This window comes from Rhodococcus sp. T2V, assembly GCF_029269925.1.
GTDB classification, from domain to species: Bacteria; Actinomycetota; Actinomycetes; order Mycobacteriales; family Mycobacteriaceae; genus Rhodococcus_F; species Rhodococcus_F koreensis.
Window position 1 is genome coordinate 24,175 of sequence record NZ_JARJBD010000013.1, and the last position, 12,980, is coordinate 37,154.

The following is a 12,980-nucleotide window of genomic DNA, read 5'->3' on the forward strand; positions in this document are numbered from 1 at the left end:
ACCGGGTTTCAAGTCGGTGGCCGTGCACGCAACAGCACCCGCCGACGTCGTGACGCCGGCGGGTGCCGCACTGTGCTGCGCGTCGTCCCGGCCGCGGGAACCTGGCGGCCTAGAGACGGGTCGAGTGCAGGAACCTCCTCGCCAGGTTCTCCTCGGTCGACGCGCCCGGCGTCCACTCGGTGATCCAGGGGCCGGTGCCCTCGCTGGGGTCGACCACTCCCCGCTCCAGCCACGCGTACCGTCCTTCGAGGATCGAGTGCGCGACCTGCTTGTCGGCGTCGTCGGTGTTGTGCCACAGACCGTCGAACAACTTCTCGACCCGCAGCGCCGCCTGTCGGCAGAACACGTCGGCGAGTTCGTAGGCCGCGGCGCCCTCGGCCTCGTTCTCCTCCCGCTGCATCTCCGCCTTGACGCAGGTGGCGGACATCGCGAACAGTTCGGCGCCGATGTCGACGACCCGGCCGAGGAAGCCCTGCTGCTTCTCCAGGGCAGCCTGCCACCGGGCCATGCCGTAGAACGTGGAGCGGGCCAGCTTGCGGGAGTGCCGTTCGACGAAACGCAGATGCTTGGCCAGGACTCCGAATTCGCCGAACGACGTCGGCACCTGCCCCTTGCCCGCCACGAGTTGCGGCAGCCACTTCGCGTAGAAGCCGCTCGCCTTGGCCGCCGCCCGGGCCTTCGCACCGGTGTCGGCGTGCGGGTCGGCGAGATCGCCCGCCGCCGTGAGGTGCGCGTCCACGGCCTCGCGCGCGACCAGCAACCGCATGATCTCGCTCGACCCCTCGAATATCCGGTTGATGCGCAGGTCGCGGTCCAGCTGTTCCACCGGCACCGCCCGTTCACCGCGGGCGGCCAGCGACGCCGCCGTCTCGTATCCGCGACCGCCGCGGACCTGGATCAGCTCGTCGGAGATGACGCAGGCCATCTCGGACGACCACAGCTTGGCGAGCGCCGCCTCGATCCGGATGTCGTTGCGACCCTCGTCGTTCATCTGCGCCGACAGGTCCACGACCGCCTCGAGCGCGTAGGTGGTCGCGGCCATGAACGACAGCTTGTTGGCGACGGCCGCATGCTCGGCGATGGCTTTGCCCCACTGGACGCGGACACCGGACCATTCGCGGGCGATCTTCAGCGACCACTTGCCTGCGCCGGCGCACATCGCCGGAATCGCCAGCCGGCCGGCGTTGAGGGTGGTGAGTGCGATCTTCAGTCCGTCGCCCTCCCGCCCGATCAGGTTCTCCCGCGGAACGCGCACCTTGTACATGCGGGTGACGCCGTTCTCGATCCCGTGCAGGCCCATGAATGCGTTGCGCCGTTCCACGGTGATGCCCGGGGTGTCCGCCTCGACGACGAAGGCGGAGATGCCGCCGCGATGGCCTTCACTCTTCGGTACCCGCGCCATGACGACGAGCAGTTCCGCGACGACGCCGTTGGTCGTCCACAGCTTCACGCCGTCCAGTTCGTAGGCGGCACCGCCCTCGATGGGTACCGCCGAGGACGCCAGCCGCGCCGGATCGGACCCGACGTCGGGTTCGGTGAGGAGGAACGCGGAGATGGCGCCGCGGGCGCAGCGCGGCAGGAATTCGCGCTTCTGTTCGGGGGTGCCGGCCAGCTTGAGCGGTTCGGGGACGCCGATCGACTGATGGGCCGACAGCAGCGCGCCGAGGCTCGGGTGCACCGACGCGACGAGCATCAACGCCCGGTTGTACGCGACCTGGGAGAGTCCGAGGCCGCCGTACTCCTCCGAGATCTTCAGGCCGAAGCACCCGAGGTCGGCGAGGCCGCGGACGTAGTCGTCGGGAATGCGGGACTGCGATTCGATGACGCTGCCGTCCATCTCCTCGCAGTATGCGCGGAGGCGGACGAGGAATTCCTCGGCCTTGGCGGCGTCCTCGGCAGCCGGCCGTGGGAAGGGATGAACCAGATCCAGCCGGAACCGTCCGAGAAACAGTTCTTTCGCGAAGGAGGGTTTGTCCCAGCCGGATTCCCTCGCCTCCTCTGCGACTGCTCGTGCTTCTTCTTCGGTGACCTTGGGAGCTGAGGTGTCGACCATGACGCGCCTCCTACTGGCGGGTAGTCCTACTCGCCAGTATCCCCCAATCTGCGCACTCGGGACAGCGTTTCCGCTACTGTTCGGCCGGTGCGGACCCCCACACGACTCCTGGGTGCCGGCGCGGTCCTGCTGTGCTTGCTGAGCCCCGCCGCCGCGGTGCATGCCGCCCCTCTCCCCGACGACTTCCTGTGGGGTGTGGCGACGTCCGGGTTCCAGTCGGAGGGTTCCTCCCCGGACAGCAACTGGCGGCGGTATTCCGACTCCGGCCGCACCCACGACGCGATCGGCACCTCCGTCGACTTCCGGCACCGGTACGCCGAGGACATCACAAGCGCCGCGGATCTGGGTGTCGACGTCTTCCGGTTCGGCGTCGAGTGGGCACGACTGCAGCCCGCGCCGGGCGTGTGGGACGAGACGGAGCTGCGGTACTACGACGACGTCGTCCGTGAGATCACCGGCCGCGGCATGACCCCGATGATCACGCTCGACCACTGGGTGTACCCCGGATGGGTCGCCGACCGGGGCGGGTGGGCGAACCCGGAGATCGTCGACGACTGGCTCGCGAACGCGCAGAAAGTGGTCGAGCGCTATGCCGGTATGGGCGCGCTCTGGATCACGATCAACGAGCCGACCGTGTACGTGCAGAAGGAGCTGTCATTCGGTGGCATCGGCCCCGACCGGGCGCCGCAGATGCTCGACCGGCTCGTCGACGTCCACCGCCGCGCCTACGACCTGATCCACGAGATCGACCCGGGCGCGCGGGTCAGCAGCAATCTCGCCTATATCCCGGCCGCCATGGACGCGCTCGACGCCACGTTCGCCGACCGCGTCCGCGACAAACTCGACTTCCTCGGCGTCGACTACTACTACGGTCTCTCCCTCGACAACCTCACCGCGGTGAACGCGGTCACCGACGCCTTCTACGACGTCAATCCCCAGCCGGACGGCCTCTACCACGCCCTGATGCGGTACACCCGCAAGTTCCCGGGACTACCGCTGTACGTCGTGGAGAACGGCATGCCCACCGACGACGGGACACCCCGCCCGGACGGCTACACCCGGTCCGATCATCTCCGCGATCACCTCTACTGGATGGAGCAGGCGCGGGCCGACGGCGCACCGGTGATCGGATACAACTACTGGTCGATCACCGACAACTACGAGTGGGGCACGTTCCGTCCCCGGTTCGGCCTGTTCACCGTCGACGCTGTGACCGATCCGACCCTCACCCGGCGGCCGACCGATGCGGTGGCGACCTACCGGGACGTCGTCGCGAACGGGCTCCCGCCCGGCTACGAACCCCGCCGTCGCGCCGGAATCTGTTCCCTCGTCGATCCGCCCCTCAGCTGCACGAATCCCCCGTAACGGGACCACCGCGGACGCGACGTACGATCAGCTCGTGTCGTGGCAGATGTGGTGTGCAGTGCTCGGGGCGTCCTGCGTGATCAGCCTGTCGCCGGGTGCGGGCGCGATCGCGTCGATGGCCACCGGAATGCGATTCGGGTTGCGGCGCGGCTACTGGAACATCGCCGGTCTCCAGCTGGGGTTGCTGTTGCAGATCGCGGTGGTCGCCGCGGGGCTCGGGGCGCTGCTCGCGAACTCGACCCTCGCGTTCACCGTGATCAAGTGGTTCGGCGTCGCGTACCTGGTGTATCTCGGCGTCCGGCAGTGGCGGGCGAGCGCAACCGATGTGTCCGGCGTCGACGGCGAGGTCGCCGAGACCAGCGGGCCCGCGATGACACTGCGCGGTTTCCTCGTCAACGCCAGCAACCCGAAGGCCGTCGTCTTCATGCTGGCGGTGCTCCCGCAGTTCATCACCCCGTCGGCGCCGCTGCTCCCGCAGTACCTGATCATCGCCGCCACCATGGTCGCGGTCGACGTCGCCGTCATGACCGGCTACACCGGCCTGGCGTCGAAGGTCCTGCGGCTGATGCGCTCACCGCGCCAGCAGCGGGCCACCAACCGGACGTTCTCCGGGTTGTTCTTCGTCGCGGCCACGTTCCTGGCGACGATTCGCCGTGCCGTCTGACCCGTGAGTACTTCTTAACCGCCGGCGGTTGAGAAGTACTCACGGGTGGGGTCACATGTCGAGGCCGAGATCCAGCACCGTCACCGAATGGGTGAGCGCACCGACCGCGAGGTAGTCGACCCCGGTCGCGGCGTACTCGGCCGCGACGTCCAGCGTGAGACCACCCGACGACTCCAGCTTGGTGCCGGGGGCGTTCGCGTCGCGGCGCTGCACGGCGATCTGCGTCTGCCACAGCGGGAAGTTGTCGAGCAGCACCAGTTCCACGTTCTCGGCGAGCACCTCGTCGAGTTGCGCGAGGCTGTCGACCTCCACCTCGCATTCGATGTCCGGCGCCGCGGCGCGCACGGCCCGCAGTGCCGCCACCACCGACCCCGCGGCGGCGACGTGGTTGTCCTTGATCAACGCGGCGTCGCCGAGACCCATGCGGTGGTTGACGCCACCGCCCACCCGGACGGCGTACTTCTGCAGCGACCGCAGCCCCGGCAGCGTCTTGCGGCTGTCGCGGATCTTCGCCCCGGTGCCCTCGACCGCATCCACCCACGCGGATGTGGCGGTGGCGATGCCGGACAGGTGGCAGACCAGGTTGAGCATCGTCCGTTCCGCGGTGAGCAGCCCCTGCGTGGGCGCGGACACCGTCAGCACGGCCTGGCCGGGCACGATCCGGGTGCCGTCGGCGACCCTGTCGAGGACGTCGTAGCGGCCCGCCCCGATCACCTCGTCGAGCACCAGCAGTCCCACGTCGAGGCCGGCGACGGTACCGTGTGCACGGGAGACCACGGACGCCTTGGCGACCGCGTCGGCCGGGACCGTGGACGCGGACGTCACGTCGGGGCCGTATCGCAGGTCCTCGTCCAGGGCGAGGCGCACGAGCGTACGGACCTCGTCCGCGTCCAGACCGCCCGGAAGGACGTGGTCGGCCATCACAGCACTCCTGTCAGTTGGGGTTGGAGAAGCTCGAGTTCGCCGTCACGCAGGCGCACGTGCGTGCTGCGGCGCCACTCGCCGGACGTCTCCGGGTAGTCGCTGCGGGTGTGGCATCCGCGACTTTCGGTGCGCGCGCCCGCGGCGAGCACGAGCGCTGCCGCCGTCAGGGTCAGCGCGGCGTCTTCGAGCGCAGTCTGTCCCTCCGGCACCGTGCGCGGCGCGGCGGCGAGGGCGGCGGCGACCGCCTCGAGGCCTGCGCCGTCCCGGACGACGGAGGCGTTGCCGGTCATCAACTGCTGCACCAGTTCCCGCGGCGCGGACGGCAGTGCTTGACGGCCGGGATCGGCCGCCTCGACGCGTAGGTCGGCGCGTTCGACGGCTGCGGCGCCGGCCCGTTCGCCGACCACCAGGCCTTCGAGCAGGCTGTTGGAGGCCAGCCGGTTCGCGCCGTGCAGCCCGGTGCGGGCCACCTCCCCCGCCGCGTAGAGGCCGGGGACCGAGGTGCGTCCGTCGACGTCGGTGACCACGCCGCCGCACGAGTAGTGGGCGGCAGGGGCGACCGGAATCAGCTGTTCGCGCGGGTCGATCCCGGCTTCCAGGCAGGACGCCGTCACGGTCGGGAACCGCCGCGCGAACCCGGGCAGCTGACGGGCGTCGAGGTAGACGTGGTCGTGTCCCAATTCCCGCAGCCGCGACGCGATGGCCCGCGACACGACGTCGCGGGGTGCCAGGTCGCCGCGCGGATGCACGCCCGCGGTCACCGAATCGCCGTTGGCGTCGACGAGGATCGCGCCCTCGCCGCGGACGGCCTCGCTGATCAGCGGGCGCCGGCCGAGACCGCCGGGGGTGAACAGCACGGTCGGGTGGAACTGCACGAACTCGAGATCGGCGACGGCCGCGCCTGCGTCGAGTGCGAGGGCGATGCCGTCGGCGGTGGCGCCGGGCGGGTTGGTACTGCAGGCGTACAACTGCCCGAGCCCGCCGGTCGCCAGGAGAACGGCGGGTGTGTGGATCACGCCGAGGCCGCGCGGGGAGTCGACGAGCACCCCGGTGACTCCGCGCGCATCGGTGAGCACGCGGACCGCGGAACTGTCGAACAGGACCGGAAGCCCCGCCGCGCCCAGCGCGCGCTGCACCTCCGCACCGGTGGCGTCGCCGCCGGCATGGATGATCCGCCGGGTGCTGTGCCCGCCCTCGCGGGTGCGTGACACGGTGCCGTCGCGGCCGCGGTCGAACACCGCACCCAGATCGGTCAATGCGGCCACGGCGTCGCGGCCGCCGGCCACGATCGACCGCACGGCCTCCTCGTCGCACAGGCCGACGCCGGCCTCGCACGTGTCAGCGACGTGAGAGTCCACCGAATCGGTGACGGCGTCACCGACCACGGCGATACCGCCCTGCGCGTACTGCGTCGCGGTGTCCGTCGTCCCACCCTTGCTGACGGTGAGCACGGTCAGCCCCCGCAGTGAGGCGGTGCGTGCGGCCGTCAGTCCGGCCACACCACCGCCCACCACTACGAGGTCGGCGTGCTCTTCCCAGGAAATCCCCCGGGCCGGGCTGCTCACTCGCCGCCGCCCGGGTTTCCGATCTCGATCATCCGCTGCACCGACTTGCGGGCACGCTCGGCGGTCGCGAGATCGACGTGAACCTCGTCCTTGCCCTCGAGCAGGCAGCGGAGCAGGGCGGCGGGGGTGATCATCTTCATGTACGGGCAGGACGCGCGGTCGTTGACGGCCTGGAAGTCGACCTCCGGCGCGGCCTTGCGCAACTGGTGCAGCATCCCGACCTCGGTGGCCACCAGAACCTGCTTGGCCCCGGTGGCACGGGCGGCGTCGAGCATGCCGCCCGTCGACAGGATCTTCACCTTGTCCTCGGGCACGAATCCCTCACCGGCGAGGTAGAGCGCCGAGGTGGCGCAACCGCATTCGGGGTGGACGAACAGTTCGGCACCGGGGTGCGCCTTCGCCTGCGCGGTGAGCTCGTCGCCGTTGATGCCGGCGTGGACGTGGCACTCGCCGGCCCAGATCTGCATGTTCTTGCGACCGGTGACGCGCTTGACGTGGGCGCCGAGGAACTGGTCGGGCAGGAACAGGACCTCGCGGTCGGGGTCGATCGACGCGACCACGTCGACGGCGTTGGACGACGTGCAGCAGATGTCCGTCAGACCCTTCACCTCGGCGGTGGTGTTGACGTACGACACGACGACGGCGTCGGGGTATTCCGCCTTCCACTCGCGCAGCTGATCGGCGGTGATCGAGTCGGCCAGCGAGCAGCCCGCGCGCTCGTCCGGGATCAGCACCGTCTTGGCGGGGCTGAGGATCTTCGCGGTCTCGGCCATGAAGTGCACGCCGCAGAACACGATGGTGTCCTCCGGGGCCTCGGCCGCGATGCGCGAGAGTGCCAGGGAGTCGCCGACGTGGTCGGCGACGTCCTGGATGGCGGGCAATTGGTAGTTGTGCGCGAGGAGGGTCGCTCCCCGCTCGCGTGCCAGCCGTTTGATCTCGGCAGCCCACTCTTCGCTCGCCTCGACGCCCGCGTAACCGCCGGGACCGTCCTGAATCTGCGGGTCGGTACCCGCCCACAACGTCGTGGTCGTCATGGCTTGCTCCTTCACCGTGAACTCGGGCGGGCTGGCCCGAATTTCCGAAATCGAGGTTTTCGACTTAGGATCGAAAACATGCCCAATAGTAACACCACGCATGAAGTGCTTACCGCGGTGTTCCAGGTTCGCCACTTCCCCGGCTATATCGACGCAGGTCACAGCGGTGATATGCGTCACGCGGGAGGCACCGGCGAGCTCGCCGTGCTGCTGTGGCAACGGGCCCTCGATCCGCAGGCCGGCGCATGGTCGCTGCCCGGCGGACTCCTCCGCGAAGACGAGGACCTCACGACGTCCGCGCGACGCCAGCTGGCCGAGAAGGTGGACGTGCAGGAGGTCTCCCACCTCGAGCAGCTGTCGGTGTTCAGCGATCCGCGACGGGTGCCCGGACCGCGCACCATCGCGTCGACATTCCTCGGGCTCGTCCCCCTCCCCGCCGACCCGCAGTTGCCGCCGGACACCGCGTGGCATCCGGTGTCCGCGCTGCCCGAGATGGCGTTCGACCACGGCACCGTCGTCCGGCACGCCCGGACCCGCCTCGCGGCCAAGCTCTCCTACACCAACATCGCGTTCGGTCTGGCGCCCGACGAGTTCTCCATGTCGACGCTGCGCGAGATCTACTGCGCCGCACTCGGTTACCAGGTGGATGCAACCAACCTCCAGCGCGTCCTCGGACGTCGCGGGGTGCTGACCCCCACCGGCAACACAGCGCCGTCCGGCCGCACCGGCGGTCGCCCGGCCGCCCTTTATCGCTTCACCGACTCCACCCTGCGGGTGACGGACGAGTTCGCGGCGCTTCGACCGCCGAGCTGAATCCGATCGTCAGGCGGCCGCGGATCCACCTGCCTGCGTGGTGCGCCGCCGCCACGCCGACGCGACCGAGGGCTCCGCGCCGAGCACCGAATCGATGCGGCCGAAGCGGCCGAGAACGCGGTCGAGAAACTGCTCGACCTGGCGGGGATCGTCCGGATCGGCGGCGACCGCGAGGAGTCGGTGACCGGACATGCCCGGCATGATCCGGGCCAGTTCCGCGACCGTGCGTGCGGTGACCGCAACGCACCAGCCCGAATCGAGCAACTCCTGCGCGGTGCGCCTGCCCTGCTCGCCGCCTGCGGCAGTCACCACCACGACACCACGGGCCGAGCCGGCTTCGTCGGTACGCATCATCTTCGCCTCCTGGGGATCGACATTTCCGACTCCAGGTAAGCGCCGGTACTCGAGACTGCGACGGGAGTGCGCTGTGAAATCGCCGGGAGACGGTGTCACACCCGGGCGAGACCCCGCCAGAACGTGTCGGATGCGGCGGTGACCACTTCGTCCACCGGCGCGTCGTCGAGCATTCCGCCGGCGGCGAGGGTCGCGATCCCGTGGAAGGTCGCGAACGCGACGAGGGCGATGCGCGAGGCGTCCCCGGGTCCGATGTCGCCCGCGGCCTGGGCCTCGGTGACGATCCGGACGGTCAGATCCATCGAGCTGTGGCCCGCCTCGACGACCTGGGAGGCGGCCCCGGGCGCGTGCTTGTTGCCGTACATCAGGGCCAGCAACTCCCGGTGCGCGAGCGCGAACGTCACGTAGGCGTCGGCGAGCGCCGCGAAGCGGGCCCGGGCATGGGGTTCGGCCTGGTCGACCGCGCGTTCGAGGGCGGCGGTGAGCCGCCGGAAACCGGATTCGGCGAGTGCGTCGAGCAGCGCCTGACGGTCGCGGAAGTGCTTGCTGGGTGCGGCGTGACTGACCCCGGCCTCTCGGGCGAGCTGTCGCAGGGACAGGCCGTCGACGCCGTCCCGCTCGAGGGTGCTCTCGGCGCGTGCGAGCAGCACCCGGCGAAGACTCCCGTGGTGGTAGGGCTGTTCGGCGGCGGACACGGCGCAAGCGTAACAAAATGTTGTCATTGACTACATAGATGGCACTGACTACATTCGGAATCACCCCACCGCTAGGAGCAGACATGCCTTTCGACGTATCCGGAACCACCGTCCTCGTCACCGGCGCGAGCGCGGGCCTCGGTGCCGAATTCGCCCGCCGGTTCGCCGGGCGCGGCGCCGACCTCGTCCTCGTCGCGCGGCGCGCCGACCGGCTCGACCAACTCGCCGCCGAACTCCGCGCCGCACACCACGTGACGGTCACCGTGCTCCCGTTCGACCTCGCGGCACCCGGCGCAGGCGCGCGGTTGCGCAGCGAACTCGCCGCGCGCGACATCCGCGTCGACTCGCTGATCAACAACGCGGGATTCGGGACGCACGGAGACTTCGCGTCCGCCGACCTGGAGCGGCTGACCTCCGAGATCCAGCTCAACGTCACCACTCTCGTCGAGTTGTCGCACACGTTCCTGCCCGACCTGCTCCGGGGGCGCGGCGCACTCGTCAACGTGGCGAGCACCGCCGCGTTCCAGCCGACGCCGGGCATGGCCGTCTACGGGGCGACGAAGGCGTTCGTCCTGAACTTCACCGAGGCGTTGTGGGCGGAGGCGCGAGGAACCGGCCTCACCGTGCTCGCCGTCTGCCCGGGCCCCACCCGCACCGAGTTCTTCGACGTCGTCGGCTCCGACGACGCCGCCGTCGGCCGCATGCAGACCGCCGACCAGGTGGTCGCGACGGCGCTGCGAGCCCTGGACCGGCGCAGCACGCCGCCGAGCGTCGTCTCCGGGCTGATGAACTGGGTGTCGTCGGTCAGCACCCGCTTCGCGACCCGCCGCATCGGCGCTCTCGCCAGCGGGCGCCTGCTCGGTGACGTGCGGATGCGGGCCTCCGTCACCCGGTAAGCGTCACGACGTCACCGTCGCGTCGTGCTCCTCCGGCTCGTCGAGTTCGACCGGCGCATCACCGACGCCGAGATCGTCGTACGGGTTGAGCGCGGCGAGCACCAACGTCACGACGCACGCGACGAGCGGTTGGAAGATCAGCACCAGCGGGGTCCCGATCCCCGGCGCGACTGCCACGACGGCACCGGCGGTCGAGGTGTCGGGGTCGGGGAAACGCAGGGCCGCCACACCGATTCCGCCGAGGGCCATCACGCAGGCGCCGGCCACGCTGCCGGCGAGTACGGCGCCCAGCGCCACCGGTCCGCGACTTCGCCGCGCCGTCCACGCCGCGACCGCGGTGAGGATGCCGACCACCAGGCCGGCACAGGCGAACATCCCGATCGCGTCGAACCGGTGCACGCTCTCCCCCGTCAGCGACACCCCACGGTCGGGGGACACCACGAGCAGGTGTTCGGGTGGTGCCAGGAGTCCCCACAGCACCCCGGCGAGCGCGCTCGCCACCACCGTCCCGCAGAAGATTCCGGCGGCAGATCGAACCCTGAAGCGCGGGAGCGTGGTCACGCGTCCGACGCTACCGCCGTCCGCGGCAGATCGAGTCGAACACACCGTGGCGGGAACATTTCGCCCACCAGCCGTCGGGGCTGATCTGCACCACCATCCGGCGGCCGCACGCCTCGCAGAAGCGGGGCGGTTCCAGCCCGAGTTGCGCGGCGGTGGGGACCGTGTCGTCCACACCGGCCACCACGCGGCGGCCGGTGTACGGGTTGTAGCGCTCCTCCAGACCGTCGGCGTCGCCCGCGGTCGTCTCCATGGTCGTCACAGGGTGTCGTTCAGGGCCTTGATCGGCATCTGCAGATCGACGAGCAGGTCGAGGTCCTGTTCCGCCGGACGGCCGAGGGTCGTCAGGTAGTTGCCGACGATGACGGCGTTGATGCCGCCGAGGATGCCCTGCTTGGCGCCGAGGTCGCCGAGGGTGATCTCGCGGCCGCCCGCGAAGCGGAGGATGGTGCGGGGCAGCGCGAGCCGGAAGGCGGCCACCGACTTGAGGGCCTCGCTCGCCGGCAGCACCTCGAGGTCGCCGAACGGGGTTCCCGGACGCGGGTTGAGGAAGTTCAGCGGGACCTCGTCGGGTTCGAGTTCGGCCAGGTTGGCCGCGAACTCGGCGCGCTGCGCGAGGCTCTCACCCATGCCGAGGATGCCGCCGCAGCACACCTCCATACCGGCTTCGCGGACCATGCGGAGGGTGTTCCAGCGTTCGTCCCACGTGTGGGTGGTGACGACGTTCGGGAAGTGGGACTTCGACGTCTCCAGGTTGTGGTTGTAGCGGTGCACCCCCATCGCGGCGAGCTGGTCGACCTGTTCCTGGGTGAGCATGCCCAGCGAGCAGGCGATCTGGATGTCGACCTCGTTGCGGATCGCCTCGATACCGGCGGCGACCTGGGCGAGCAGCCGCTCGTCGGGCCCGCGGACGGCGGCGACGATGCAGAATTCGCTGGCACCGGACTTGGCGGTCTGCTTGGCGGCCTCGACGAGGGACGGTATGTCGAGCCACGCGGCGCGCACCGGCGACTGGAACAGCCCGGACTGCGAGCAGAAGTGGCAGTCCTCGGGGCAGCCGCCGGTCTTGAGGCTGATGATGCCCTCGACCTCGACCTCGGGGCCGCACCACTTCATCCGCACGTCGTGCGCGAGGGCGAGCAGTTCCTCGAGGCGGTCGTCGGGAAGTTGCAGGACTTCGAGCACCTGGCTCTCGTTCAGCGCTTCGCCGCGCTCGAGAACCTGCTCACGCGCGAGGGCGAGGATGTCTGTCTGTACCGGGGCCGAGGTCACACGTATCTCCTGGAAAACGGGCCGATCACGTGCCGTGAGTCGACGGAACCGAAAAATTGAACACCGTACAAGTTGAACGGTGTTCACGTTAGATCCGTGATGGAATACTGTCAAAGCCGGAGCAAGCTTTTCGACGAGATTGGGAGATCACACAGTGCAATTGCGACGCGGCGACGTACTCGACGGCGCAATGGCCATCCTCGACGAGTTCGGCCTCGCCGACCTCACGATGCGCAGACTCGCAACGGCCCTCGGCGTGCAGCCCGGCGCCCTGTACTGGCATTTCCCCAACAAGCAGACGTTGCTCGGTGCCCTCGCCGACAAGATCCTCGAAGACGTCGACGCCCCGGTCACGGTGCCCGGATGGGACGCGGAGTTCACCGAATTGGCGCATCGGCTACGCACAGCGCTGCTCGCCCACCGTGACGGCGCCGAACTGGTCTCCGCCACCTACGCGTCCCGCATGACCAACTCCCGGGTGCGGGAAAGCTTCGCGGCGGTGGGTCTGCGATCCGGGCTGTCCCGCGAACACGCCGAACTGTCGTCCTACTCGCTGCTCTACTACGTCCTCGGCCACACGGTCGACGAGCAGTCGCGGGCGCAGATGGAATCGGCAGGCGCCCTCACCCGCGCCGCGCTCTCCCCCGACGCCCCGCAGTCGCAGATCGCGGCGTACGACGAGGATCTCCTCGACGGCGATCCGGCGGTGCGGTTCGACTTCGGTTTGTCGCTGTTCGTCGACGGAATTCGCGCGCGACTGAAAGACTCCGCCCACCGCCCTTGAGCG

At 69.7% G+C, this 12,980-nt stretch carries 14 protein-coding genes; 5 read left to right on the forward strand and 9 right to left on the reverse strand.

The window, feature by feature from the left end; genetic code table 11:
- Positions 1-109: 109 nt before the first annotated feature.
- Positions 110-2,053 (reverse strand): acyl-CoA dehydrogenase family protein, encoded by a 1,944-nt coding sequence (locus P3H15_RS13650; protein ID WP_276137726.1) that lies wholly within the window; start codon positions 2,051-2,053, stop codon positions 110-112.
- 87 nt (positions 2,054-2,140) lie between these two features.
- Here P3H15_RS13650 and P3H15_RS13655 point away from each other — a divergent pair, with 87 nt between their 5' ends.
- Both P3H15_RS13655 and P3H15_RS13660 read left to right on the forward strand, forming a co-directional pair.
- Positions 2,141-3,418, forward strand: coding sequence for a glycoside hydrolase family 1 protein (locus P3H15_RS13655; RefSeq protein WP_276137727.1), 1,278 nt, complete (start codon positions 2,141-2,143; stop codon positions 3,416-3,418).
- Between the two features lie 34 nt (positions 3,419-3,452).
- Positions 3,453-4,082 carry a LysE family transporter gene (locus tag P3H15_RS13660; protein WP_095865264.1) on the forward strand — a complete coding sequence of 210 codons (630 nt, stop codon included), beginning with the start codon at positions 3,453-3,455 and terminating at the stop codon, positions 4,080-4,082.
- A gap of 51 nt (positions 4,083-4,133) precedes the next feature.
- On the opposite strand, the gene nadC is transcribed toward P3H15_RS13660, so the two are convergent.
- The 3 genes from nadC to nadA are packed head-to-tail and all read right to left on the reverse strand — an operon-like array spanning position 4,134 to position 7,605.
- Positions 4,134-5,003 (reverse strand): carboxylating nicotinate-nucleotide diphosphorylase, encoded by an 870-nt coding sequence (gene nadC / locus P3H15_RS13665; RefSeq protein ID WP_276137728.1) that lies wholly within the window; start codon positions 5,001-5,003, stop codon positions 4,134-4,136.
- On the reverse strand, positions 5,003-6,571 hold the full coding sequence (locus P3H15_RS13670) for an L-aspartate oxidase (RefSeq protein WP_276137729.1): 1,569 nt from the start codon (positions 6,569-6,571) through the stop codon (positions 5,003-5,005). The genes nadC and P3H15_RS13670 overlap by 1 nt, the downstream gene beginning before the upstream one ends.
- Complete coding sequence (gene nadA, locus P3H15_RS13675) at positions 6,568-7,605, reverse strand: quinolinate synthase NadA (RefSeq protein ID WP_276137730.1); 1,038 nt, start codon at positions 7,603-7,605, stop codon at positions 6,568-6,570. The genes P3H15_RS13670 and nadA overlap by 4 nt, the downstream gene beginning before the upstream one ends.
- A gap of 78 nt (positions 7,606-7,683) precedes the next feature.
- Between nadA and P3H15_RS13680 the strand changes: the two genes are divergently transcribed.
- Positions 7,684-8,418, forward strand: a complete 735-nt coding sequence (locus tag P3H15_RS13680; RefSeq protein WP_124390009.1) for an NUDIX domain-containing protein — start codon at positions 7,684-7,686, stop codon at positions 8,416-8,418.
- 9 nt (positions 8,419-8,427) lie between these two features.
- On the opposite strand, the gene P3H15_RS13685 is transcribed toward P3H15_RS13680, so the two are convergent.
- Both P3H15_RS13685 and P3H15_RS13690 read right to left on the reverse strand, forming a co-directional pair.
- The gene (locus tag P3H15_RS13685) at positions 8,428-8,772 is read right to left on the reverse strand and encodes an SDR family NAD(P)-dependent oxidoreductase (RefSeq protein WP_276137731.1); all 345 of its coding nucleotides are present in this window, start codon (positions 8,770-8,772) and stop codon (positions 8,428-8,430) included.
- 95 nt (positions 8,773-8,867) lie between these two features.
- The gene (locus P3H15_RS13690; protein WP_276137732.1) at positions 8,868-9,467 is read right to left on the reverse strand and encodes a TetR/AcrR family transcriptional regulator; all 600 of its coding nucleotides are present in this window, start codon (positions 9,465-9,467) and stop codon (positions 8,868-8,870) included.
- An 83-nt stretch (positions 9,468-9,550) separates the two neighbouring features.
- On the opposite strand from P3H15_RS13690, the gene P3H15_RS13695 reads away from it, so the two are divergent.
- On the forward strand, positions 9,551-10,363 hold the full coding sequence (locus P3H15_RS13695; protein ID WP_276137733.1) for an SDR family oxidoreductase: 813 nt from the start codon (positions 9,551-9,553) through the stop codon (positions 10,361-10,363).
- A gap of 3 nt (positions 10,364-10,366) precedes the next feature.
- Here the strand turns inward: P3H15_RS13695 and P3H15_RS13700 are convergent, their stop codons facing one another.
- From P3H15_RS13700 to bioB, 3 genes are read right to left on the reverse strand one after another with little or no spacing between them, the layout of a single operon-like run.
- A complete protein-coding gene (locus P3H15_RS13700) occupies positions 10,367-10,924 on the reverse strand; it encodes a DUF2567 domain-containing protein (protein ID WP_276137734.1) in 558 nt (185 codons plus the stop codon).
- Positions 10,925-10,934: 10 nt separating this feature from the next.
- Positions 10,935-11,174: a hypothetical protein gene (locus P3H15_RS13705; RefSeq protein ID WP_276137823.1), complete on the reverse strand. Its 240-nt coding sequence runs from the start codon at positions 11,172-11,174 to the stop codon at positions 10,935-10,937.
- Between the two features lie 5 nt (positions 11,175-11,179).
- Positions 11,180-12,193 (reverse strand): biotin synthase BioB, encoded by a 1,014-nt coding sequence (gene bioB, locus P3H15_RS13710; protein ID WP_276137735.1) that lies wholly within the window; start codon positions 12,191-12,193, stop codon positions 11,180-11,182.
- A 154-nt stretch (positions 12,194-12,347) separates the two neighbouring features.
- Here bioB and P3H15_RS13715 point away from each other — a divergent pair, with 154 nt between their 5' ends.
- Positions 12,348-12,977, forward strand: a complete 630-nt coding sequence (locus P3H15_RS13715) for a TetR/AcrR family transcriptional regulator C-terminal domain-containing protein (protein WP_276137736.1) — start codon at positions 12,348-12,350, stop codon at positions 12,975-12,977.
- The last annotated feature ends 3 nt before the right edge of the window (positions 12,978-12,980 follow it).

Bases quoted from the DNA above. Each gene is read 5' to 3' on its own strand.
- P3H15_RS13650 (WP_276137726.1), bottom strand. From the start codon at position 2,053: ATGGTCGACACCTCAGCTCCCAAGGTCACCGAAGAAGAAGCACGAGCA.
- P3H15_RS13680 (WP_124390009.1), top strand. From the start codon at position 7,684: ATGCCCAATAGTAACACCACGCATGAAGTGCTTACCGCGGTGTTCCAG.
- P3H15_RS13695 (WP_276137733.1), top strand. From the start codon at position 9,551: ATGCCTTTCGACGTATCCGGAACCACCGTCCTCGTCACCGGCGCGAGC.
- nadC (WP_276137728.1), bottom strand. From the start codon at position 5,003: ATGGCCGACCACGTCCTTCCGGGCGGTCTGGACGCGGACGAGGTCCGT.
- nadA (WP_276137730.1), bottom strand. From the start codon at position 7,605: ATGACGACCACGACGTTGTGGGCGGGTACCGACCCGCAGATTCAGGAC.
- P3H15_RS13705 (WP_276137823.1), bottom strand. From the start codon at position 11,174: ATGGAGACGACCGCGGGCGACGCCGACGGTCTGGAGGAGCGCTACAAC.
- P3H15_RS13685 (WP_276137731.1), bottom strand. From the start codon at position 8,772: ATGATGCGTACCGACGAAGCCGGCTCGGCCCGTGGTGTCGTGGTGGTG.